General features: G+C 60.2%; 19 protein-coding genes. 8 read left to right on the top strand and 11 right to left on the bottom strand.

What is annotated here, in order from left to right:
• Positions 1 to 3: 3 nt before the first annotated feature.
• Entirely contained in the window at positions 4 to 3900 is a 3897-nt protein-coding gene (purL, locus tag QYH43_RS01585; protein WP_301156011.1) for a phosphoribosylformylglycinamidine synthase, read from the bottom strand.
• 285 nt (positions 3901 to 4185) lie between these two features.
• Here purL and mltF point away from each other — a divergent pair, with 285 nt between their 5' ends.
• Positions 4186 to 5646: a membrane-bound lytic murein transglycosylase MltF gene (gene mltF / locus QYH43_RS01580; RefSeq protein WP_095151951.1), complete on the top strand. Its 1461-nt coding sequence runs from the start codon at positions 4186 to 4188 to the stop codon at positions 5644 to 5646.
• A 120-nt stretch (positions 5647 to 5766) separates the two neighbouring features.
• Here mltF and pdxJ read toward each other — a convergent pair whose 3' ends face one another.
• From pdxJ to lptF, 8 genes are all read right to left on the bottom strand, one after another.
• Entirely contained in the window at positions 5767 to 6513 is a 747-nt protein-coding gene (pdxJ, locus tag QYH43_RS01575) for a pyridoxine 5'-phosphate synthase (RefSeq protein WP_095058614.1), read from the bottom strand.
• A gap of 50 nt (positions 6514 to 6563) precedes the next feature.
• Positions 6564 to 7253 (bottom strand): DNA repair protein RecO, encoded by a 690-nt coding sequence (gene recO / locus QYH43_RS01570; RefSeq protein ID WP_301156008.1) that lies wholly within the window; start codon positions 7251 to 7253, stop codon positions 6564 to 6566.
• Between the two features lie 131 nt (positions 7254 to 7384).
• Entirely contained in the window at positions 7385 to 8287 is a 903-nt protein-coding gene (gene era, locus QYH43_RS01565) for a GTPase Era (RefSeq protein ID WP_095058612.1), read from the bottom strand.
• Complete coding sequence (gene rnc, locus QYH43_RS01560) at positions 8280 to 8969, bottom strand: ribonuclease III (protein ID WP_053162288.1); 690 nt, start codon at positions 8967 to 8969, stop codon at positions 8280 to 8282. Before rnc ends, era begins: the two co-directional genes overlap by 8 nt.
• A 185-nt stretch (positions 8970 to 9154) precedes the next feature.
• Entirely contained in the window at positions 9155 to 10009 is an 855-nt protein-coding gene (gene lepB, locus QYH43_RS01555) for a signal peptidase I (RefSeq protein ID WP_095058611.1), read from the bottom strand.
• A gap of 5 nt (positions 10010 to 10014) precedes the next feature.
• A complete protein-coding gene (gene lepA, locus QYH43_RS01550) occupies positions 10015 to 11814 on the bottom strand; it encodes a translation elongation factor 4 (RefSeq protein WP_095058610.1) in 1800 nt (599 codons plus the stop codon).
• Positions 11815 to 11985: 171 nt separating this feature from the next.
• A complete protein-coding gene (lptG, locus tag QYH43_RS01545) occupies positions 11986 to 13047 on the bottom strand; it encodes an LPS export ABC transporter permease LptG (protein ID WP_095058609.1) in 1062 nt (353 codons plus the stop codon).
• On the bottom strand, positions 13040 to 14158 hold the full coding sequence (gene lptF / locus QYH43_RS01540) for an LPS export ABC transporter permease LptF (protein ID WP_095058608.1): 1119 nt from the start codon (positions 14156 to 14158) through the stop codon (positions 13040 to 13042). The genes lptG and lptF overlap by 8 nt, the downstream gene beginning before the upstream one ends.
• Positions 14159 to 14573: 415 nt before the next feature.
• Between lptF and QYH43_RS01535 the strand changes: the two genes are divergently transcribed.
• Genes QYH43_RS01535 through QYH43_RS01525 form a run of 3 tightly spaced genes read left to right on the top strand, consistent with a single transcriptional unit; the run spans position 14574 to position 16952 of the window.
• A complete protein-coding gene (locus tag QYH43_RS01535) occupies positions 14574 to 16064 on the top strand; it encodes a leucyl aminopeptidase (RefSeq protein ID WP_095151948.1) in 1491 nt (496 codons plus the stop codon).
• A 58-nt stretch (positions 16065 to 16122) separates the two neighbouring features.
• A complete protein-coding gene (locus QYH43_RS01530) occupies positions 16123 to 16551 on the top strand; it encodes a DNA polymerase III subunit chi (RefSeq protein ID WP_301156002.1) in 429 nt (142 codons plus the stop codon).
• Positions 16552 to 16559: 8 nt separating this feature from the next.
• Positions 16560 to 16952 carry a DNA polymerase III subunit chi gene (locus QYH43_RS01525; RefSeq protein WP_095058605.1) on the top strand — a complete coding sequence of 131 codons (393 nt, stop codon included), beginning with the start codon at positions 16560 to 16562 and terminating at the stop codon, positions 16950 to 16952.
• 143 nt (positions 16953 to 17095) lie between these two features.
• Here QYH43_RS01525 and QYH43_RS01520 read toward each other — a convergent pair whose 3' ends face one another.
• Complete coding sequence (locus tag QYH43_RS01520) at positions 17096 to 17863, bottom strand: sulfite exporter TauE/SafE family protein (protein WP_301156000.1); 768 nt, start codon at positions 17861 to 17863, stop codon at positions 17096 to 17098.
• A 99-nt stretch (positions 17864 to 17962) separates the two neighbouring features.
• Here QYH43_RS01520 and QYH43_RS01515 point away from each other — a divergent pair, with 99 nt between their 5' ends.
• From QYH43_RS01515 to QYH43_RS01505, 3 genes are read left to right on the top strand one after another with little or no spacing between them, the layout of a single operon-like run.
• Positions 17963 to 18853: a LysR family transcriptional regulator gene (locus QYH43_RS01515; RefSeq protein WP_301156130.1), complete on the top strand. Its 891-nt coding sequence runs from the start codon at positions 17963 to 17965 to the stop codon at positions 18851 to 18853.
• A gap of 42 nt (positions 18854 to 18895) precedes the next feature.
• On the top strand, positions 18896 to 20275 hold the full coding sequence (xseA, locus tag QYH43_RS01510; protein ID WP_095151945.1) for an exodeoxyribonuclease VII large subunit: 1380 nt from the start codon (positions 18896 to 18898) through the stop codon (positions 20273 to 20275).
• 3 nt (positions 20276 to 20278) lie between these two features.
• Positions 20279 to 21100, top strand: coding sequence for a M23 family metallopeptidase (locus QYH43_RS01505; RefSeq protein ID WP_301155997.1), 822 nt, complete (start codon positions 20279 to 20281; stop codon positions 21098 to 21100).
• Positions 21101 to 21139: 39 nt separating this feature from the next.
• Here the strand turns inward: QYH43_RS01505 and QYH43_RS01500 are convergent, their stop codons facing one another.
• Positions 21140 to 21496: a hypothetical protein gene (locus tag QYH43_RS01500; RefSeq protein ID WP_095058600.1), complete on the bottom strand. Its 357-nt coding sequence runs from the start codon at positions 21494 to 21496 to the stop codon at positions 21140 to 21142.
• A gap of 388 nt (positions 21497 to 21884) precedes the next feature.
• On the opposite strand from QYH43_RS01500, the gene leuA reads away from it, so the two are divergent.
• A complete protein-coding gene (gene leuA, locus QYH43_RS01495) occupies positions 21885 to 23564 on the top strand; it encodes a 2-isopropylmalate synthase (protein WP_095058599.1) in 1680 nt (559 codons plus the stop codon).
• Positions 23565 to 23602: the final 38 nt, after the last annotated feature.

The raw sequence follows: 23602 nt of genomic DNA, 5'->3' as shown, positions 1-23602 counted from the left end.
CTATCAGTTAACCCAGACGCGAGCGTTACGGAACATACGCATCAGCGGAGCATCTTCGTTCCACTCATCCGAACGCCACGAGTTCTGCACGGCGCGGAACACACGCTCCGGGTGCGGCATCATGATGGTTACGCGACCGTCGCGACTGGTCAGACCGGTGATCCCGCGCGGCGAGCCGTTCGGGTTGGCCGGGTAGCTTTCGGTGACCTTGCCGTGGTTGTCGACGAAACGCATCGCCACGCAACCGGACAGATCGGCTTGCAGCAGTGCCTCTTCGCTTTCGAACTCGGCATGGCCTTCACCGTGGGCGATGGCGATCGGCATGCGCGAACCGGCCATGCCTTGCAGGAAGATCGAGTTCGACTCCTGGATCTGCACCATTGCAACACGGGCTTCGAACTGTTCGGAGCGGTTACGCACGAAGTGCGGCCAGAACTCGCTACCCGGAATCAGCTCGTGCAGGTTGGACATCATCTGGCAACCGTTGCACACGCCGAGGGTGAAGCTGTCGTTGCGCTCAAAGAAACCCTGGAACGCATCGCGGGCACGGCTGTTGAACAGCGCGGATTTCGCCCAGCCTTCACCGGCACCCAATACGTCGCCGTAAGAGAAGCCGCCACAAGCGACCATGCCCTTGAACTCGTTCAGGTCGACACGGCCGGCCAGAATGTCGCTCATGTGCACGTCGATCGCGTTGAAACCGGCGCGGTCGAACGCAGCCGCCATTTCCACCTGACCGTTGACGCCCTGCTCACGCAGTACGGCAACCTGTGGGCGAATGCCTTTCTTGATGTAAGGCGCGGCGATGTCCTGGTTGACGTCGTAGCTCAGCTTGACGCTCAGGCCCGGGTTGTCTTCTTCCAGCAGCACGTCGAACTCTTGCTCGGCGCAGTCGGCGTTGTCACGCAGACGCTGGATCTGGTAGCTGGTCTCGGCCCACTGGCGTTGCAGCAGACGACGCTGGCCTTCAAATACGGTGTCACCGTTGAAGGTGATGCCGATCTCGCCATTGTTGATTGGCTGACCGATCACCGACACGCAATCACCCAAACCGGCAGCACTGAACTGCGCGAGGATGTCTGGAGTGGAATCCTGGCGAACCTGGATGACCGCGCCCAACTCTTCGTTGAACAGGATGGCCGCGATGTCGGCAGACGTTTCGGCCAGACCGTCGAGGTTCAGGCTCAGGCCGCAGTGACCGGCAAACGCCATTTCCACAACGCTGGTCAGCAGACCACCGTCGGAACGGTCGTGGTAGGCCAGCAGGTGACCGTCGGCGTTGAGGCCCTGGATCACCGCGAAGAAGGCCTTGAGGTCTTCGGCGTCATCGACGTCCGGAGCCTGACTGCCGAGCTTGCCGTGAACCTGAGCCAGGATCGAGGCGCCCATGCGGTTCTGGCCACGACCCAGATCGATCAGGATCAGGTCGGTGGTGCCCTTGTCCATGCGCAGTTGCGGGGTCAGGGTCTGACGGATGTCAGTCACTGGCGCGAAACCGGTCACGATCAGGGACATCGGCGACGTGACGGACTTGTCCACGCCTTCATCGTTCCAGCGCGTGGCCATGGACATCGAGTCCTTGCCCACCGGAATGGTGATGCCCAGCTCAGGGCACAGCTCCATGCCGACCGCTTTCACGGTGTCGTACAGACGTGCGTCTTCGCCCGGGTGACCGGCCGCCGACATCCAGTTCGCCGACAGTTTGATGTCGGAGATCTTGCCGATACGCGAAGCCGCGATGTTGGTCAGGGTTTCACCGATGGCCATGCGGCCCGACGCCGGAGCGTCCAGCAGTGCCAGCGGAGTACGCTCGCCCATGGCCATGGCTTCACCGGTGTAGACGTCGAAGCTGGTGGCGGTGACGGCAACGTCGGCCACCGGAACCTGCCACGGGCCGACCATCTGGTCACGGGCCACGAGGCCGGTGATGGTGCGGTCGCCGATGGTGATCAGGAAGCTCTTGCTCGCCACGGCCGGGTGATGCAGGACGCGCTCGACGCAGTTGGCGATGTCGAGGGTCGACGGATCGAAATCGTCGCCCAGTTCGTTTTCACGAACCACCGAACGGTGCATGCGTGGAGCCTTGCCCAGCAGCACTTCCAGCGGCATGTCCACCGGGCTGTTGCCGAAGTGGCTGTCGGTCACGGTCAGTTGCGGTTCGGCGGTGGCCTCACCGACGACGGCAAACGGGCAACGCTCACGTTCGCAGATCGCCTTGAAGCGCTCGAAGTCAGCCGGGCCGACTGCCAGAACGTAACGTTCCTGGGATTCGTTGGACCAGATTTCGTGCGGGGCCATGCCCGGCTCGTCGTTTGGAATGTTGCGCAGTTCGAAACGGCCACCACGGTCGCCGTCGTTGACCAGTTCCGGGAAGGCGTTGGACAGACCACCCGCACCCACGTCGTGGATGAAGCTGATCGGGTTCTTGTCGCCCAGTTGCCAGCAACGGTCGATGACTTCCTGGCAGCGACGCTCCATCTCAGGGTTTTCACGCTGTACGGAAGCGAAGTCGAGGTCTGCCGAGCTGGTGCCGGTGGCCATGGAGGAAGCCGCCCCGCCGCCCAGGCCGATCAGCATCGCCGGGCCGCCGAGCACGATCAGCTTGGAGCCGACCAGAATCTCGCCTTTCTTGACGTGTTCTTCACGGATGTTGCCCATACCGCCAGCCAGCATGATCGGCTTGTGGTAACCGCGAACTTCATCACCGTGCGGGGTGGTGATCGATTGTTCGAAGGTACGGAAATAACCGGTCAGGGCCGGACGACCGAATTCGTTGTTGAACGCAGCGCCGCCCAGCGGGCCTTCGATCATGATGTCCAGCGCGGTAACAATGCGCTCAGGCTTGCCGTATGGCACTTCCCACGGCTGTTCAAAGCCCGGGATCTGCAGGTTCGACACGGTGAAACCGGTCAGGCCAGCCTTCGGCTTGGCGCCACGGCCGGTTGCACCTTCGTCGCGGATCTCGCCGCCGGAACCGGTGGATGCGCCCGGGAACGGGGCAATCGCGGTCGGGTGGTTGTGGGTTTCAACCTTCATCAGGATGTGCACCGGTTCCTGCACCGCGCCGTACTGGCGGGTCTCAGGGTCCGGGAAGAAACGACCGGCCACGGAGCCGACGATTACCGAAGCGTTGTCCTTATAAGCCGACAGAACGCCTTCGCTGTGCATCACGTAGGTGTTCTTGATCATGCCGAACAGGCTTTTTTCCTGGCTCTGGCCGTCGATGTCCCAACTGGCGTTGAAGATCTTGTGACGGCAGTGCTCGGAGTTCGCTTGGGCGAACATCATCAGTTCGATGTCGTGCGGGTTGCGCTTCAAGCCGACGAAGGCGTTGACCAGATAATCGATCTCGTCTTCGGCCAGGGCCAGGCCCAGCTCGGTGTTGGCTTTTTCCAGCGCGGCGCGGCCGCCACCCAACACGTCGATGGCGGTCAGGGGCTTCGGTTCGGCGTGGCTGAACAGACCGGCAGCCTGTTCCAGGTTGCCGAGGACGATCTGGGTCATGCGGTCGTGCAGGCCGTCGGCAATCAGCTGGGCTTCAGCGTCGCTGAACTGGCCGGCCACGTAGAACGCGATACCGCGCTCAAGCCGCTGGATTTTCGCCAGGCCGCAGTTGCGAGCGATGTCGCTGGCCTTGCTCGACCACGGCGAGATGGTGCCGAAACGCGGCAACACCAGAAACAGACGACCGGTCGGCTCTTGTACTGGAACGCTAGGGCCGTACTTCAGAAGGCGCGCAAGCACCTGCTGTTCGTCGCCGGTCAGGACGCCGGTGACTTCGGCGAAGTGAGCGAATTCAGCATACAAGCCACTGACAGCCGGAACCTTCTGGCTCAGTTGCTCAAGGAGTTTGCTGTGGCGAAAGGCAGAAAGGGCAGGAGCGCCGCGCAGGATCAACATCTTCGGGACAGCCTCGGGAAGGGGTGTGCTTTGAGGCCGTGCATTCTAGCCTAAACCGCCCGCGACATCACCCGAAACGCTACGCACGGTTGCACTCGAGTGTCGATCTGTGTTTCTGCCTCGAAAGTCAGGTTAATCAGGCGTGACACAACCGCTTATTTTTACTGTAACAAAATGCACGAAAGGCCCATTCCAGTGGGGTTTCGGCCGGTTTTGTGATGTCTAGCAGACAACCCCCTCGCTGTCGAGATATGGCGCCCGTGGTCCTTTGCGTATACTGCGCAGATGTTTTCCCCAACGGCTTTGCGTCCGCGGTACGCCAAATGGCTGATCGCAACCGGACTCTTCCTGGTGCTCGGTGGCTGTGTTGATAAACCCAACACGCTCGAGCGCGTAAAGGAGGATGGTGTGCTGCGCGTGGTTACGCGAAACAGCCCCGCCACCTACTTTCAGGATCGTAACGGCGAAACCGGCTTCGAATACGAGCTGGTGAAGCGCTTTGCCGAGGATCTGGGCGTCGAACTCAAGATCGAGACCGCCGACAACCTCGACGACCTGTTCAATCAGGTCGGCAAGCCCAACGGCCCGGTGCTGGCGGCTGCCGGCCTGGTCGGCAGCGAAGAACGCAAAAAACAGGTGCGGTTTTCCCACTCCTATCTGGAAGTGACTCCTCAGGTCATCTATCGCAACGGCCAATCGCGGCCGACCGATGCGAAGGATCTGGTAGGCAAGAAGATCATGGTGCTCAAGGGCAGCACCCACGCCGAGCAACTGGCGCAGCTGAAACAGAAATTTCCCGGCATCGAATACGAAGAGTCTGACGCGGTTGAGGTCGTTGATCTCCTGCGCATGGTCGACGAAGGTCAGATCGATCTGACCCTGGTCGACTCCAACGAAGTCGCGATGAACCAGGTGTATTTCTCCAGCATCCGTGTCGCCTTTGACCTGGGTGATGCCAGCAACCAGAGCTGGGCCGTCGCGCTGGGCGATGACAACAGCCTGCTCAACGAAATCAACGACTACCTCGACAAGGTCAAGAAGAACGGCACGTTGCAGCGCCTCAAAGACCGCTACTACGGGCACGTCGACGTTCTCGGCTACATGGGTGCCACCACCTTCGCCCAGCACTTGCAGCAGCGTCTGCCCAAGTACGAGCAGCACTTCAAGGCGTATGCCAAGAAAGAGAAAGTCGACTGGCGCCTGCTCGCAGCGATCGGTTACCAGGAATCGTTGTGGCAGCCCGCAGTCACGTCCAAGACCGGCGTGCGCGGCCTGATGATGCTGACCCAGAACACCGCGCAGGCCATGGGCGTGTCCAACCGCCTCGACCCCAAGCAAAGCATTATGGGCGGCGCCAAGTACCTGGCTTATATGAAAGAGCAGCTCGACGATTCGATCCAGGAACCTGATCGCACCTGGTTTGCCCTGGCCGCCTACAACGTCGGCAGCGGCCATCTGGATGACGCGCGCAAACTGACGGCCAAGGAAGGGTTGAACCCGGACAAATGGCTGGACGTGAAGAAGATCCTGCCGCGCCTGTCAGAAAAGAAGTGGTACAGCAAAACCCGTTACGGCTACGCCCGTGGCGGCGAACCGGTGCACTTTGTGGCGAACATCCGTCGCTACTACGACATCCTGACCTGGGTCACGCAGCCGCAGCTTGAAGGCGATCAGGTGGCCGAGGGCAAACTGCTGGTTCCGGGGATCGACAAGAGCAAACCGGCTCAAGAGGCTGCGCCGCTCTGACTCCATGGCACCTTCAAGATCGCCTTCCCTGGCAAGCCAGCTCCTACAGGGTTAGCCCACCATTGCGGATCGACACAGATTTGTAGGAGCCGGCTTGCCAGCGATGGTAGCGCCCCGATGTCAGCCTTTGAGCGCCGCCGCCAGAATCAGCGCCTTCATCTCCGACACCGCCGACTTGAAGCCCACGAACAACGCATGGGCCACCAGCGCATGGCCGATGTTCAGCTCGTTGATGCCCTTGATCGCCGCCACGGCTTCAACGTTGTGATAGTGCAGGCCATGGCCGGCATTGACGATCAGGCCCTGGGCCAGACCAAACGCCACGCCATCGGCCACACGCTTGAGCTCTTCGGCCACGTCGGTCGGGGTTTCGGCATCGGCATAACGTCCGGTGTGCAGTTCGATGGCTGGAGCACCGACACGGCGCGAGGCTTCGATCTGGCGCTCGTCGGCATCGATGAACAACGACACTTCAGAACCGATCTTCGACAGACGCTCAACCGCTGCCTTGATGCGCGCTTCCTGCCCCGCGACATCCAGGCCACCTTCGGTGGTCAGCTCCTGACGGGTTTCCGGCACCAGACAGATGTGTGCCGGGCGGATGCGCTCGGCGAACTGCATCATTTCTTCGGTGACGCCCATTTCGAAGTTCATGCGGGTTTGCAGCACATCCTTGAGCACCAGAACGTCGCGTTCCTGAATGTGGCGACGGTCTTCACGCAGGTGCACGGTAATGCCGTCGGCGCCTGCCTCTTCCGCGTCCAGCGCTGCCTTGACCGGATCCGGGTAACGAGTGCCCCGGGCCTGACGCAGGGTGGCAACGTGGTCGATGTTCACGCCAAGAAGAATGCGGGTGCTGGTGGTCACGGAAAGCGCTCCAGAAGAAGAGAAAGTTCGGTGCACAGCATACGGTGTGATCAGGGCTTGCGAAACAGCTCGCGACTGACAAGTGGACGTCCGCCCAAATGAACGGCCAACGCCTGGCGCATCAAGCGCTTGGCGGCAGACAGAGCACCAGGGGCAGACCAATCGGCTTCGGCCATGGCCAGCAGTTCGGCGCCATTGAACAGACCGGGTTGCAGCAGATACACCCGCTCCAGCCCCGCATCCACTTGCAAGCGGTAGAGGCCGTCCGGCGCGATGGGGGCGTCGTGGATATCGAGAATCAACGAAAAACCGTAACCGAGATCATCGAGCAAGCGCCACTCGAAGGAGCGCAGCAACGGCTCCAGCGGTCGACCTTCGGCCAGCGCCAGCAGGGTCGCGGCGTAGTGATCAAACACCGAGGGAAGCGGGTCTTCGGCGGGCAGCAGGCGAATCAGCAGTTCATTGAGGTAAAGCCCGCTGAACAATGCCTCGCCGTTGAGCCAGGTCGAAATGCCGGCACTTTCCATTCGCCCGACATTCTTCAGCTCTCCCCTGCCCCGGAATTCGACTTCCAGCGGCACGAACGGCCGCGCCAGCGTCCCGGCCTTGCCTCGCGCACTGCGCAACACCGCCCGCAGCCGACCTTGCGGCGTGAGGAAGTCCACCAACGCACTGTTTTCGCGGTAGGCGCGGGAGTGCAGGACGTAGGCGGGTTGAGCGATGGGCGGAGTTGAGGACATCAAGTCTCACATACTGTAGGAGCGAGCTTGCTCGCGATGGTGGATAACGATAACGCGGGCTTTCTGAATGAACGCGGCGCTCTCAAGTCCATCGCGAGCAAGCTCGCTCCTACAGGGGGGCTTTCGGAGTGTTACAGGTCGCCGTAACCCAGCGAACGCAATGCGCGCTCGTCATCGGACCAGCCGCCCTTAACCTTGACCCACAGGTTGAGCATGATCTTGGAGTCAAACAGCAGCTCCATGTCCTTGCGCGCCTCGGTGCCGATGCGCTTGATGCGCTCACCCTTGTCGCCAATGATGATCTTCTTCTGGCCATCACGCTCGACGAGAATCAAGGCATGGATGTGCAGGGTCTTGCCCTGCTGCTTGAACTCTTCGATTTCGACGGTGATCTGGTAAGGCAGCTCGGCGCCCATCTGGCGCATGATTTTCTCGCGCACCAGTTCGGCGGCGAGGAAACGGCTGCTGCGGTCAGTGATCTGGTCTTCCGGGAAGAAGTGATCGTTTTCCGGCAGGTAACCGGCGATCACGCGCTCCAGCGCTTCGAGGTTGTGCCCGTGCTGCGCGGAAATCGGGATGATCTGCGCGTTCGGCAGCTGCTCCTGCAACCAGCTCAGGTGCGGCATCAGCTCGGCCTTGTCTTCGATGCGGTCGGTCTTGTTCAGCGCGACGATCAGCGGGCCGGTCACGTACTGCACGCGCTCCAGAACCATCTGGTCTTCTTCGGTCCACTTGGTGCGGTCCACCACGAAGATCACCACGTCGACGTCTTTCAACGCCGCCGAAGCGGTCTTGTTCATGTAGCGGTTCAGGGCCTTTTCGCCACCCTTGTGCATGCCGGGGGTGTCGACGTAGATCGCCTGCACATCACCTTCGGTCTTGATACCGAGCATGTTGTGACGGGTGGTTTGCGGCTTGCGCGAGGTGATCGCCAGCTTCTGACCCAGGATGTGGTTCAGCAGCGTGGACTTGCCCACGTTGGGACGGCCGACGATGGCAACATAGCCACAGCGAGTTGCGTTTGAATCAGTCATTGCCATTCTCCACACCCAGGGCAATCAGTGCTGCGGCGGCCGCTACCTGTTCGGCAATACGACGACTCACACCCTGACCTCGGCTTTTTTCATTCAGTAAGATGATTTCGCATTCGACGAAGAACGTCCGGCAATGCGGTTCACCCTGGATATCCACCACTTCGTAACGCGGCAGTTCGCAACCACGGGACTGCAGGAATTCCTGCAGGCGGGTCTTTGGATCTTTGTTGGTGTCGACCAGCGTCAGGCCTTCGAACTCGCCGGCCAGCCAGGCAAGCACACGCTCGCGGGCCATTTCCATGCCGGCATCAAGGTAGATCGCACCGATCAGCGCTTCGAGGGCATCGGCCAGAATCGACTCGCGACGGAAACCGCCGCTTTTCAACTCGCCAGAGCCCAGGCGCAGGTAATCGCCAAGGTCGAAACCACGGGCCAGTACGGCCAGGGTCTCACCTTTCACCAGGCGTGCGCGCAAACGCGACAACTGGCCTTCGCGGGCCAGCGGGAAGCGATCGAACAGCGCCTCGCCAGCAACGAAGTTGAGGATGGCATCACCGAGGAATTCCAGGCGTTCATTGTTACGCCCGGCAAAACTGCGGTGAGTCAGGGCCAGGACCATCAGCTCCTGATCCTTGAAGGTGTAGCCGAGCTGACGCTCGAGACGGCTTAAGGAGACGCTCACGGTTTACCCACGCTGAGTTCGTGGTTGGATTCCACCGCCACCGCCGGGATTCGGCGCAGGCCTGGGACAATTAACGCTGTGTTCAAAAATAACGTCCTGAATATCATTGGCTTCATGCTCCCGGGCACCGATTGTGTCGGTTCCAGAAATGCATTCGGCGCTGTGTTCAACAGCGCCGTGTTTGATTACTTGATCAGGCCAACCCGCGAGAAATTCGGCAGGTGACTGAGTTTGGGTTCCGGCCAGCTCATCCAGACCGCGAAGGCCTTGCCGACGATATTCTTGTCGGGAACCATGCCCAGCAGATCCTTGGGAATGCTCGGATCATCCCAGTAGCGACTGTCGTTCGAGTTATCGCGGTTGTCGCCCATCATGAAGTAGTGCCCGGCAGGCACAGTCCACGAACGGTCAGGCGTGGCGCGGTAGCGGCTCATTTCCTTGCGGATCAGGTGCTCGGCGACACCGAGCTTTTCCTTGTAGAGTTCCGCGCTGCCCAGCGTGCCCGGCTCGGAGCCGAGCAATTGTTCGGCAACCGATTCACCGTTGACGAACAATCGCTTGTCGGCGGTGTAGCGAATCTTGTCACCCGGCAGGCCCACCACACGCTTGATGTAGTTGACGTTCGGATCGCTTGGATAGCGGAACACCATCACATCACCGCGCTGCGGATCACCGACGTCGATGACTTTCTTGTCGATCACCGGCAGGCGAATCCCGTAGGAAAACTTGCTCACCAGGATGAAGTCGCCGACATCCAGGGTCGGCTTCATCGAACCGGACGGAATCTGGAACGGTTCCACCAGGAACGAACGCAGCACCAACACGATGAACAACACCGGGAAGAACGACTTGCCGTATTCAACCAGCAGCGGTTCTTTGTTCAGTTTCTCGACCACGACCATGTCCGGCTGGCTGACGCTGCCCTGATAGGAGGTGATGGCAGCACGCCGACGCGGCGCCAGGATCAACAGATCAAGCAACGCCAACAGGCCGCAGACAAACACGGCGATGACCAGCAACAGCGGGAAATTTAGTGACATAGGACCTAACTATCCAACCTGAGCACGGCAAGGAAGGCTTCTTGTGGAATTTCCACGTTACCGACCTGCTTCATGCGTTTTTTACCGGCCTTTTGCTTTTCCAGCAGTTTCTTCTTACGGCTGACGTCACCACCGTAGCATTTGGCCAATACGTTCTTTCTGAGCGCCTTGACGGTTGTACGCGCCACAATCTGCCCGCCAATGGCGGCCTGGATTGCCACGTCGAACATCTGCCGCGGAATCAGTTCTTTCATCTTCTCGGTCAGTTGGCGACCTTTGTAGTGCGAGTTGTCACGGTGCACGATCAGCGCCAGGGCATCGACCTTGTCACCGTTGATCAGCACGTCCAGTTTCACCAGACTAGCCGATTGATAACGATCGAAATGGTAGTCCAGCGAAGCATAGCCGCGGCTGGTGGATTTCAGACGGTCGAAGAAGTCCAGGACCACTTCGTTCATCGGCAGGTCGTAGGTCACTTGTACCTGAGTGCCGAGGAACAGCATGTCGACCTGTACACCACGTTTTTCGATGCACAGGGTAATGACGTTACCCAGGTGCTCTTGCGGCACAAGAATGTTGGCGCGCACGATCGGCTCGCGCATGTCTTCGATGGAAGACAGGTCCGGCAGCTTGGACGGGTTATCGACGTAGATCGTCTCGCCGGTCTTGAGCAGCAGCTCGAAGATTACCGTCGGCGCCGTGGTGATCAGGTCCAGGTTGTACTCGCGCTCCAGGCGCTCCTGGATGATTTCCATGTGCAGCATGCCGAGGAAACCGCAACGGAAGCCGAAGCCCAGTGCGTCGGAGCTTTCCGGCGTGTATTGCAGCGACGAGTCGTTCAGGGTGAGCTTTTGCAGCGCTTCACGGAAGTCTTCGAAGTCGTCGGAGCTGACCGGGAACAGACCGGCATACACCTGCGGCTGAATGCGTTTGAAGCCTGGCAGCACGTCCACGTCTGGCGTGGTGTTCAAGGTCAGGGTGTCGCCCACTGGCGCACCGTGAATGTCCTTGATGCTGGCGATGATGAAGCCCACTTCACCGGCCTTGAGGTCAGCGGTAGGGGTGTGCTTCGGGTTGAATACACCGACGCTGTCCACCAGGTGGATCTTGCCGGTGGATTTGACCAGGATCTTGTCGCCCTTCTTCACGCGGCCATGGCGAACGCGCACCAGGGACACAACGCCCAGGTAGTTGTCGAACCAGGAGTCGATGATCAACGCTTGCAGCGGATCTTCGTAGTTGCCGGTCGGTGCTGGAATGGTGGCGACCAGACGCTCAAGCACTTCATCGACGCCCAGACCGGTCTTGGCAGAGCACGTGACCGCGTCAGTGGCATCGATGCCGATGATTTTTTCGATTTCTTCTTTGACGCGGTCCGGATCGGCCTGTGGCAGGTCGATCTTGTTCAGCACCGGCATCACTTCCAGGCCCTGCTCGATGGCCGTGTAGCAGTTGGCAACCGACTGTGCTTCAACGCCTTGACCGGCGTCGACCACCAGCAGCGCGCCCTCACAGGCAGCCAGCGAACGGCTCACCTCATAGGTGAAGTCAACGTGGCCGGGGGTATCAATGAAGTTCAACTGGTAGTTGATGCCGTCTTTGGCCTTGTAATACAGAGTAACGCTGTGAGCCTTGATGGTGATCCCGCGCTCGCGCTCGAGGTCCATGGAGTCCAGAACCTGGGCTTCCATTTCGCGCTCGGCGAGGCCGCCACACATCTGGATGAAGCGATCGGCCAGCGTCGACTTGCCATGGTCAATGTGGGCGATGATGGAGAAATTGCGGATATGACTCAAATCACTCACGGATCAACACTCAAAAAGGCTGCAGGCATAGCCCGCCGAAAAATAGCCGGGAATTGTACCTGATCCACGGCGCAAGCGTCACGTTCGCAGGTCAGACGGCACGTACAAAAACGCCCCGGCCTTGCGACCGGGGCGTTTCTTTGTCATCAAACGCGGGGTTTTACCCTGCCATCATCCGGCGCGTCGTAGTAACCAGAGCCCCGCCAGGGCACAGACACCGGCCGGCAGCAGTACGGAAAACAGCGGCGGGAACCCGAATACCAGGCTCGAAGGCCCCAACAGATCCTGGACGATGCGGAAGGTGAAGCCCACCAGCACGCCGGTGAAGACCCGCTGACCGAGGGTCACCGAGCGCAAGGGTCCGAAAATGAAGGAAATCGCCATCAGCACGAGCGCGGCAGTGACCAACGGCTGCAACACCTTGACCCAAAACGCCAGCCAGTAGCGACCATTGTTCAGCCCCTGATCCGCCAGATAGTGGATGTAACTCCACAGACCACTGATCGACAGCGACTCCGGCGTCATGACCACGGTATTGAGCAATTGCGGGCTCAACGCCACATCCCAACGCTCGACCGGTGTAGACACCACTTCGGTGTTCTTTTCATGGAACAGCGTGGTGCTGACGTCCGACAGCTGCCAGTGATCCGTGTCGAACTCCGCACGCCTGGCGAAGCTCGCCGACAACATGTGCCGCTCGTTATCGAAGCGATAACGGGTCACGCCGTACAGAACACCGTTGGGTTGGACCGAGTTGACATGGATGAACTCGTCACCCTGACGGTGCCACAAGCCGTGTTTGGCGCTTTGTGAGTCGCCACTGCCCTGAGCCAGCGAGCGGTTGGCCTGGGCAATGGATTCAGAGGCCGGGGCGACATACTCGCCGACCAGCACACCCGCCAGCATCAGCACCAGCATCGGCTTCATCACCGCCCAGACGATTCGGCCAATCGACACGCCAGCGGCGCGCATGATGGTCAATTCGCTGTTGCTGGCCAGGCTGCCAAGGCCGATCAGGCAACCGATCAGAGCCGCCATCGGCAGCATGTCGTACAGACGACGCGGTGCGGTCAGCAACACATAGCTCAGCACATCGAGCAGCGTATAGGTGTCGCTGACGTCACTCATTTCATCAATGAACGCAAACAGCGTGGCCAGGCCCAGGATGATCCCGAGCACTGCGAGAATCGCCATGAACACACTGATACCGATGTAGCGATCCAGCTTAACCACGGGCCACCTCCAGCTTGCTGCGGCGACTCGCCATCTTCAAGCGCAAGGGTTCCCAGTAAAGCAGGCCCAGGCCAATGACCAGGAAGATCCCGTGAACCCACCATAAACCCAGCGCTGGTGGAATCTTGCCTTTTTCGAGGGCGCCGCGGGCGGCAATCAGGATGGACAGGTAAGCCATGTAAAGAAGAATCGCCGGCAGCAGCTTGAGGAATCGGCCCTGGCGCGGATTGACCCGCGACAGCGGCACCGCCATCAAGGTCACGATGAACACCAGCAATGGCAGGGACAAACGCCATTGCAGCTCGGTGCGCGAACGAATGTCATCGCTGCCCAGCAAGGTGGCCGTGGTCATGGCATCGCGGTCGGTGACTTCGTCGCTGACATCAGGCTTGGGCAGCAACACACCGTACTCGTCGTACTTGATCGCCCGGTAGTCGGCCTGCCCCGGATTACCGTCATAGCGATAGCCGTTATCGAGGATCAGGTAGCGGTTGCCGTCGGGGCGGATCTCTTGACGACCCTTTTCAGCCACCAATACGGAGATCCCGCGGTCCTTTTTGTCTGAATTGAGGTTTTTCTGGGAAATGAACACTCCGCCCAGATTGACGCGATTATCCGACAGCTGTTCGGTATACGTCACTCGGGTACCGTCGCGCAGGGCCTGGAAACGGCCGGGTTCCAGGGTATCGAACTCGGTCAGTGCATCCTGCTTGTTCAGCAGCAATTGAAATTGATTGGCGCCCTGTGGGGCCAGGCTCAGGCTCAACCAGGCAACGATCAACGCCACCAGTGTCGCCGGGAAAAGGGTCATGCAAAACAGGCGCTGCTGGCTCATGCCAGTGGCCGACAGGACGGTCATTTCGCTCTCAAGATAAAGGCGACCGTAGGAGAGCAGGATCCCCAGAAACAGCCCCAGCGGCAAAATCAGCTGGAGAAAGCCCGGCATGCGAAAACCCATGATCAGGAACAACGAGCCCGGATCGAGTTGACCCGCAGCTGCCTGGGCAAGGTATTTGATGAAGCGGCCGCTCATGATGATGACCAGCAGCACGGCGCTGACGGCGCTCAAGGTCAAGAGGACTTCGCGGGACAGATAACGGAAGACAATCAAACCAGACACTCCAGGGTTGTCAGGCTAAGGCGGCCAAACAAGCAAACGTATCAGACAGCCCGCAAGGCAGGAGCCGCCGAAAAAGATGGCGCATTATCCTGTGATTGGGTGCGCCTGTCACTGCGCAATGCATTGAAGCACCTTGTAGTAGCGAGCTTGCTCGCGATGCTCGTCAACGATAACGCGACAACCCAGAAACCCCACAGCGGTCCGGGGCTCCTCGCGAGCAAGCTCGCTCCTGCTGTGGCCTGCAAACCATGAAGATCGCACAACCGAGGGTTGTCAGGCGCCGGTAGCGAGGTTCAAACTGCGGCCTTTGTCGCCGATCGACCTGGCGTCTTTCTCTTTATAGGCAAGTGGGCGCACATACGGTGTCGGGCACTTGCGAGATCACCATCAATTCAGGGAACCGGACATGGAACTGGTTGTAAAAAGCGTAAACCCGGAAACGTTGAAGACCGCCACGCTGGTGGTTGCCGTCAGCGAAGGCCGCAAGCTCGGCGCCGTGGCCAAACAACTCGATGAATTGAGCGGTGGCGCGATCAGCACCGTACTCAAGCGCGGCGATCTGGCCGGTAAAGTTGGCCAGAGCCTGATGCTGCACAGCCTGCCGAACCTCAAGGCCGACCGCGTGCTGCTGGTGGGCGTGGGCAAGGACGACGAACTGGGTGATCGCCCGTTCCGTAAAATCATCGCCGGCATCCTCAACACCCTCAAAGGCCTGGGCGGCAGCGACGCGGTACTGGCGCTCGACGAAGTCGTGGTCAAAGGTCGCGACAGCTACGGCAAGACCCGCCTGCTGGCTGAAACCCTGGTAGATGGCGAATACACGTTCGATCAGTTCAAAAGCCAGAAAGTCGAACCTCTCGCGCTGAAGAAAATCACCCTGCTGACCATCAAGGCCGCTCAGGCTGAAGTGCAGCGCGCCGTGACTCACGCTACCGCGATCGCTAACGGCATGGCCTTCACCCGCAACCTGGGCAACCTGCCGCCTAACATCTGCCACCCGACCTTCCTCGGCGAGCAGGCGAAAGACCTGGGCAAAGAGTTCAAGGATCTGAAAGTCGAAGTCCTCGACGAGAAGAAGATCAAGGCTCTGGGCATGGGCTCGTTCTACGCGGTCGGCCAGGGCAGCGCTCAACCGCCGCGCCTGATCGTCATGCAGTACAACGGCGGCAAGAAATCCGAGAAGCCGTACGCACTGGTCGGCAAAGGCATCACCTTCGACACTGGCGGCATCAGCCTGAAGCCGGGCGCCGGCATGGATGAAATGAAGTACGACATGGGCGGCGCGGCCAGCGTGTTCGGTACCCTGCGTGCCGTGCTTGAGCTGAATCTGCCGATCAACCTGGTGTGCATTTTGGCCTGTGCCGAAAACATGCCGAGCGGCAACGCTGCACGCCCGGGTGACATCGTCACCACCATGAGCGGCCAGACCGTGGAAATCCTCAACACCGACGCCGAAGGCCGCCTGGTGCTGTGCGACGCCCTGACCTACGCCGAGCGCTTCAAGCCGCAAGCGGTGATCGACATCGCCACCCTGACCGGCGCCTGCATCGTTGCACTGGGCTCGCACACCTCGGGCTTGCTGGGCAACAACGACGAACTGATCGGCCAACTGCTGAGCGCCGGCAAAGCTGCTGACGACCGTGCCTGGCAACTGCCGCTGTTCGATGAGTACCAGGAGCAACTGGACAGCCCGTTCGCCGACATCGCCAACATCGGCGGCCCGAAAGCCGGCACCATCACCGCTGCCTGCTTCCTGTCGCGCTTCACCAAGAACCTGAACTGGGCGCATCTGGACATCGCCGGTACCGCATGGATCAGCGGCGGCAAGGACAAGGGCGCCACTGGCCGTCCGGTCCCCCTGCTGACCCAGTACCTGCTGGACCGCGCCAAAGCCTGAAACCAATGATCCAGGGGGCGTTGCTTTCGGGCAACGCCGCCCCGGCTCAGGAACCGCAATGACCAAAGTCGACTTCTATATCCTGCCCAGCGCCGACCCTTCGGCACGCCTGGATTTCGCCTGCAAGCTCACCGAAAAAGCCTGGCGCATGGGCCACCGCGTTTACCTGCATTGCAGCGATGCGACCCAGCGCGATGACCTCGATGCACGCCTGTGGACCTTCAAGGGCGAAAGCTTCGTGCCCCACGGTCCCGCCGAAAATGAACCGGACGGCTTGATCGTGCTGGGTTTTGGCGATGACTGCGGTCAGCATCAAGACTTGCTGGTCAACCTCGACCTGAAAGTCCCGGCCTTCGCCCCGCGTTTCGCCCGCGTGGCGGAAGTGGTGGTGGAAGACCCGACAATTCGCCAGACCGCGCGGGAGAGTTTTCGTTTCTACCGCGAACAAGGCTATCCTCTGCAAGACCACCGTTTACAGCGACTCTGAGCATTCCGATGGACACTCCAAAACCGCTGCAACCGTCTCACCTGCTGGATGACCTTGAGTCGATCCGCCAGTTGCTCGGCGACGAAAACCTGCAACCACCACTGCTGACCGAAACGGTCGAGGACGACGACCAGGAACAGATTCCCATGTTGTTCGACGCCGTCAGCGAACCCGCACCGAGCGTCGCACCGCCAGCCCCGGCACCCGTTGCCGAACCGGCACCTGCGCCAGTGGCCAGCAAGAACCCGGACGATTTGCTGCACCTGGACAGCGAACTGCGCGCCGCCGCAGAGCTGATCATGCAAGACGTGATCGACGACTTCGCCCCGCACATCGAAACCGAAATCAAACGACGCCTCAGTGCGCGACTGGAACGGCTGTTGAGTCAGTACAACGACTGACGCCCTGCCCCGTCGATCGAACCGCTCTCTTGCGAACCGCAAACTCTGTAGGAGCCCGGCTTGCCGGCGATGAGGCCCTTGAGGACGCTATCGCCGGCAAGCCGGACTTCTACAGAGCGGCGCGAGACATCGCCGTTATCTGTTCAGGTGCTCAAGTAGCGCCCAATCAAGGCAATCCCGCTGGCCAGCACCAACCAGGTCACCAAGCGCACGAACGCCTCGCGCGACAGCTTCATGGTCAGCCGTCGGCCGATCCACAGTCCCAGCGCCATGGCCGGCAGCAGGCACACCGCCAGCGCCAGCAACGGCAAATCGGCATACACACCCGCGATAACGAACAGGCTCAATCGCACCACCGTGCTGCAGCTGATCAATGCACTCTGGGTCGCTCGCGCCGCCTCCTTGGACAAACGACTGTTCAGATAGATCGCATACAAAAACCCACCACTGCCGAACAACGCGCCAAACATCCCGCCCACGGTACCCATCGGCACTGCCCATGCTGCGGACAATTGCGTCGGCCGGCTTTTCACCCACAGGCTGTAGATCGCATAGGCGCTGATAAACAGCCCCATCAACAACAGCAACAGATCCGACTTGAGGTTCAGCAGAAAAACCACCCCCACGGTGCAGCCCACCGCCATACACGGCAGCAACCGCAGCAACTCCGGCCTGGCCACATCACGCCGCGAAGGCAGCAGATTGCCGAAAGCCGCGACGAAATCCAGCAACACCAGCAGCGGTACGATCTTCGACAGCGGCATAAACAGAATCAGAATCGGCCCCGCCACCAACGCGGTGCCGAAACCGGCGATGCCAAACACGATGTAAGCCAGGGCGATGCCCCCACCAATCACCAGCCAGTCCATGGCGCCAAACGGCCATTGCCCCAGCAACGTCAATACGCTCATTGCAGCGTTCCTCTATTTAAGTTCGCTGACTTTAGCCATTGCCGAGGGTTGCGACTAATATCGTCAAAGCCACCCACCAATCTCAAAAAGGCATGCCTTGTGCTTTCAATCCGGCAACTGCGTTACTTCGTAGAAATCGCTGAGTGCGGCAGTTTTGGGGCCGCAGCCGAGCGCCTGTTCATCGCCCAGTCGGCGCTGAGTCGACAAATCAAGGACATGGAAGCGCACCTGCAAACCCCGCTCTTTGAACGTACTGCACGCAGGCCCCAGCTCACACCTGCGGGGGAAGCTTTTTTACCCCGAGCCAAAAATCTGTTGAGCGAACTGGTCAAGGCCAGCGAAATGGCCACCAAGATCGGTAGTGGCCAAACCGGTACCTTACGCCTGAGTCATTCCAGCACGGTGCCCATGAGCGGCCGACTGCTACGCAGTGTCAGCGATTATCTTGAACATCATCCCGGTGTATCCATGGACATCGCCCAGTTGTCTTCCGAAGCGCAGCTGCAAGAATTGGCAGACGGTCGACTGGATGTCGGTCTATTGCGTTTGCCATTGCTCCGCCAGTGCGAAGGGATACAGATAGAGGTGCTTTACGATGAACCTTTGCTGGTGGCAGTTCCGCCCGATCACTGGTTGGCCGGGGACATACCCGGGCAGCCAATCAACCTGGGACAGTTACGTGAAGAAGCGTTTATTTCCATCCCTCACCCCCAACGAGGAGGGCTTAGCTACCTGTCTGCGCAGTTGTGCATGCGCCAGGGTTTCTTTCCCAAAGCAGCTCGGGTGATGTCGCGTAAAACCACGCAACTGCAATTAATCCAGGCGGGATTTGGTATCGCCCTTTTGCCGGAATCGATGCAGGACATTGCGCCACCCGACGTCCATTTTCTGCCATTGGCAGACCCCGACAGCCATAGCAGCGTCGCCTTGGCATACCGCAAACACCCAACGACGCTGGTTCAACAGTTCATCGATCATTTGGTGATATAGGGATCGTGCATTCACTTGGAAAATGCCTTTAAACTGCGCCCCATGATTAAAGATCCCTTTGCAAGACTCGGCCTGGACCGCGAGGTCCTGACCGTCAGCCAGCTCAACGGCCGTGCGCGGGTGTTGCTCGAAGACGTGTTCAGCAACATCTGGGTCGAGGGCGAAATATCCAACCTCGCCCGCCCGGCGTCCGGCCACGTGTATTTCACCCTCAAGGACAGCGGCGCCCAGGTGCGTTGCGCACTGTTTCGGCAAAACGCCGCGCGCGTGCGTCAGGCCTTGAAGGATGGCCTGGCGGTCAAGGTGCGCGGCAAAGTCTCGTTGTTCGAAGGACGCGGCGATTATCAGCTGATCCTCGACACCGTAGAGCCGGCCGGGGATGGCGCCTTGCGCCTGGCCTTCGATGCGCTCAAGGAAAAACTCAGTGCCGAAGGCCTGTTCAGCGCCGAACGCAAGGTGCCGCTGCCGGCGCACCCACAACGCATCGGCATCATCAGTTCGCCTACCGGCGCTGTGATCCGCGACATCATCAGCGTGTTTCGTCGCCGTGCGCCGCAAATACAGCTAACGCTGATCCCCACCGCCGTGCAGGGCCGCGAAGCCACCGCGCAGATTGTCCGCGCCTTGAAACTGGCGGATGCCCGCGGCTTCGATGCGTTGATCCTGGCCCGTGGCGGTGGTTCGCTGGAAGACCTCTGGTGCTTCAACGAAGAAGCGGTTGCCCGCGCCGTTGACGCCTGCGTAACACCGATCGTCAGCGCCGTCGGCCATGAAACCGACGTATCGATCAGTGACTTCGTCGCCGACGTTCGCGCCCCGACACCCTCCGCGGCCGCCGAACTGCTGGCACCAGATTCCAGCGACCTGGTACGCCGGGTCGAAAGCCTGCACCGCCGATTGGTGATGCGCATGCGCGACCGTTTGATGCGCGACCGGCTGCGACTGGAAGGCATCTCTCGACGTCTGCGCCATCCCGGCGAACGTTTGCGCCAGCAAGCGCAACGTCTGGACGACCTGGACATGCGCATGCGCCGCGCGTTCGAGCGCAGCCTCAACACGCGTCGTGAACGTTTGATCCGTCTGGAGACACGGCTGGCCGGGCAGCATCCGGGACGTCAACTGGCGATGCTGCGCCAGCGCCTCGACAGCCTGGCCGAACGCCTCCCCCGCGCCATCCGCGAAGGGCTGAAGAGCCGTCGCCTGCAACTGCACAGCCAGATGCAGACGTTGCATGTGGTCAGCCCACTGGCGACTCTCGGCCGTGGCTACAGCATTTTGCTGGACGAGCGCGGCAAGGCGATCCGCAGCGCCGGGCAAACCCGCACCGGCCAGCGCCTGACCGCCAAACTGGGTGAAGGCGAACTGCAGGTCCGGGTCGAAGACAATCACCTGACGCCTGTCACCCTTTCTTTACTGGACTGATCCATGCCGCGCTTTTTAGCTCCACTGCTGTTGCTGTGCCTGACCTTCAACGCCCACGCCGACAGCTACATCACCCGCCTGCTGAACAAACCCGTGCCGGGCGGCGTGGCCGTGATCGATTTGGGCGCTTCCGCCCAGACGCCAAAAGCCAGCTATCAGGGCAAACCGGTGCTTGTGGTCAAGGAACAGAACAACTGGCTGGCCATTGTCGGCGTGCCGCTGACGGTCAAACCGGGCGCACAGTCCATCAGCAGCGGCGGTCGCAATCTGGGTTTCACTGTTGGCAACAAAAAATACCCGGAACAGCGCATCACGCTGAAGAACACGCAACAGGTCAATCCGGACCCGGAGAACCTCAAGCGCATCGAGCGTGAACTGGCTGAGCAGATCACCGCCTACCGCACGTTCAGCCCGAACACGCCGAGCAACCTGCTGCTGGACAAACCCGTCGCCGGCCCGCTGTCGAGCAAGTTCGGCGTGCGCCGTTTCTTCAACGGTGAAGAGCGCAATCCTCATTCAGGCCTGGACTTTGCCGTGCCGGCCGGCACACCGATCAAAACCCCGGCTGCCGGTAAGGTGATCCTGATCGGCAATTACTTCTTCAACGGCAACACAGCGTTCGTCGACCACGGCCAGGGCTTCATCAGCATGTTCTGCCATATGTCGAAGATCGATGTGAAGGTCGGCCAGCAACTGGCTCGCGGCGGCGTGGTCGGCAAGGTCGGGGCGACGGGTCGTGCGACCGGCCCGCATATGCATTGGAATATCAGCCTGAATGATGCACGGGTGGATCCGGCGATTTTTATTGGGGCGTTTCAGCCTTAAGCAAGATCAAAAGATCGCAGGCTGCGATCTTTTCGAGCCCTACTCAGCGTCCAGATCCTCAATCCCATGAACCTCCCGGTCCGCCAGGCAGTGCCTGACCCATTCCTGGGTCTCCTGCGAGAAACCGCTCAACTCCTGCGTCGTAATCAACTCCCGCGCACATAGCCCAAGCAGATGCGAGCGGGCTTCATGGCGTGAAAACCGAAAGACGCCAAACGCCCAATACAACTCTTTCTGCCCGGCCTTCAGCAGCTCTTCGCTCGCGTCGATCCGCTCGTAGGGTGGGATGCTCTTGTCCAGCACGATCTTTTCGACGTCGGTCATGATGCGGGTGCACATTCGCTCATGGGCGACCGGGCGCAATTCGCAATATCGTTTCCAATCGGACTCGTTCATCACCGACTCCTGCTTGCCAACTGAGGCTTTAAGAATAGCCTCGCTACCCGGTCATGGTGCTCGAGGTTTCGATTGCGCATCGCTTAAACCTTGCGCAAACAAGACAAATATTTATGCAACAAAAAGCAATAAAATCTCGGAAAATACCCGTTCACGAGTATTCCTCTCAATTTTTTTCGACTGCTTGCCATCCTTCCCCCCCAAGGTTAGGGTTGAACGCATGAAAACTTCTCACACCCTCATTCAGCTTCGCCAGCACCGCAGCCTGTGCCTCGTCAGTGCACGACTGCCGGGCTGAATCGTGGTGCCTCGTCCCAAGCGTTAGTCCAAGAACTTTTGATCCACCGGCAGGCCGCCTTTTTTCGGCCCACACAATAAGGATTTCCCGATGAGCATGCTCAAAGACCCGTCTTCGAAATACCGCGCGTTCCCGACCATCGACATTCCGGACCGCACCTGGCCGTCGAAAACCATCACCGCCGCGCCGATCTGGTGCAGTTCCGACCTGCGTGACGGTAACCAGTCGCTGATCGAGCCGATGGACGCTGTCAAGAAGCTGCGCTTCTGGAAAACCCTCGTGCAGGTTGGCGTGAAGGAAATCGAAGCATCGTTCCCGGCCGCTTCGCAAACCGACTTCGACTTCGTCCGCACCCTGATCGAAGACAACCATATCCCGGAAGACACCACCATTCAGGTGCTGACCCAGGGCCGTGAAGACTTGATCGAGCGCACCTTCGAATCCCTGCGCGGCGCGAAGAAAGCCATCGTTCACCTGTACAACGCGACCTCCCCTTCCTTCCGCCGCATTGTCTTCAACCAGGACAAGGACGGGATCAAGGCCATCGCCGTGAACGCCGCCAAGCTGTTCGTCAAATACGCCGCCATGCAGCCGGACACCGAGTGGACCTTCGAGTACTCGCCGGAAACCTTCAGCGCCACTGAGCTGGAGTTCGCCAAGGAAGTCTGCGACGCCGTGATCGAGGTCTGGAACCCGACGCCTGAGCACAAGATGATCCTCAACCTGCCGGCCACGGTGGAATGCGCGACCCCGAACATCTATGCCGACCAGATCGAATGGTTCGGCCGTCACATCAACCGTCGTGACAGCGTGATCATCAGCCTGCACACCCACAACGACCGTGGCACTGGCGTTGCCGCCACCGAGTTGGGCCTGATGGCCGGTGCCGACCGTGTCGAAGGCTGCCTGTTCGGCAACGGCGAGCGCACCGGTAACGTCGACCTCGTGACCGTGGCCCTGAACCTTTACACCCAGGGCGTTCACCCTGAGCTCGACTTCTCGGACATCGACGGTGTGCGCAAAGTCGTCGAAGAGTGCAACCAGATCCAGGTGCACCCGCGTCATCCGTACGTCGGCGACCTGGTTCACACCGCGTTCTCCGGCTCGCACCAGGACGCAATCCGCAAAGGCTTCGCCCAGCAGAAACCCGATGCCATGTGGGAAGTGCCTTACCTGCCAATCGACCCGGCCGACATCGGTCGCAGCTACGAGGCGGTCATCCGCGTCAACAGCCAGTCGGGCAAGGGCGGTATCGCCTACCTGTTGGAACAGGAATACGGCATCAGCCTGCCACGTCGCATGCAGATCGAGTTCAGCCAGGTTGTACAGCGTGAAACCGATCGCCTCGGCCTTGAGATGACTGCCCAGCAGATCCACGCGCTGCTGCACAGCGAGTACTTGCAGGCCAACACCCCGTACGCGCTGGTCAGCCATCGCCTGCAGGAAGAAAACGGCAACAGCGCCGTTGAAGTGGAAGTGGCCAGCAAAGGCCAGGGCGAAACCAACCTGCACTGGCGCGGCAAGGGTAACGGTGCTCTGGAAGCACTGGTAGCCGGCCTGCCGATTCCGGTGGAAATCATGGACTACAACGAGCACGCCATCGGCGCGGGCACCAATGCCAAGGCTGCGGCCTACATTGAACTGCGAGTGAACGGTGAACGTGCGGTGCACGGCGTGGGTATCGATGAAAACATCACCACCGCGAGCTTCAAGGCGCTGTTCAGTGCCCTGAACCGTTCGCTGAGCCAGCCGGAAGCGAAAGCGGCCTAAGCGTCGCTGAAATGCAAAAGGCCCCAAGGTGCGAACCT

The organism is Pseudomonas sp. C32, from assembly GCF_030417915.1.
Taxonomy (GTDB): domain Bacteria; phylum Pseudomonadota; class Gammaproteobacteria; order Pseudomonadales; family Pseudomonadaceae; genus Aquipseudomonas.
Note: the sequence above shows the minus strand (reverse complement) of the source record. Positions and strands in the feature narration are given on the sequence as shown.

Coding starts and splice junctions, on each gene's coding strand:
- purL (WP_301156011.1), bottom strand. CDS start 3,900: ATGTTGATCCTGCGCGGCGCTCCTGCCCTTTCTGCCTTTCGCCACAGC.
- mltF (WP_095151951.1), top strand. CDS start 4,186: ATGTTTTCCCCAACGGCTTTGCGTCCGCGGTACGCCAAATGGCTGATC.
- recO (WP_301156008.1), bottom strand. CDS start 7,253: ATGTCCTCAACTCCGCCCATCGCTCAACCCGCCTACGTCCTGCACTCC.
- era (WP_095058612.1), bottom strand. CDS start 8,287: ATGACTGATTCAAACGCAACTCGCTGTGGCTATGTTGCCATCGTCGGC.
- lepB (WP_095058611.1), bottom strand. CDS start 10,009: ATGTCACTAAATTTCCCGCTGTTGCTGGTCATCGCCGTGTTTGTCTGC.
- QYH43_RS01535 (WP_095151948.1), top strand. CDS start 14,574: ATGGAACTGGTTGTAAAAAGCGTAAACCCGGAAACGTTGAAGACCGCC.
- QYH43_RS01530 (WP_301156002.1), top strand. CDS start 16,123: ATGACCAAAGTCGACTTCTATATCCTGCCCAGCGCCGACCCTTCGGCA.
- QYH43_RS01525 (WP_095058605.1), top strand. CDS start 16,560: ATGGACACTCCAAAACCGCTGCAACCGTCTCACCTGCTGGATGACCTT.
- QYH43_RS01520 (WP_301156000.1), bottom strand. CDS start 17,863: ATGAGCGTATTGACGTTGCTGGGGCAATGGCCGTTTGGCGCCATGGAC.
- xseA (WP_095151945.1), top strand. CDS start 18,896: ATGATTAAAGATCCCTTTGCAAGACTCGGCCTGGACCGCGAGGTCCTG.
- QYH43_RS01505 (WP_301155997.1), top strand. CDS start 20,279: ATGCCGCGCTTTTTAGCTCCACTGCTGTTGCTGTGCCTGACCTTCAAC.
- QYH43_RS01500 (WP_095058600.1), bottom strand. CDS start 21,496: ATGAACGAGTCCGATTGGAAACGATATTGCGAATTGCGCCCGGTCGCC.
- leuA (WP_095058599.1), top strand. CDS start 21,885: ATGAGCATGCTCAAAGACCCGTCTTCGAAATACCGCGCGTTCCCGACC.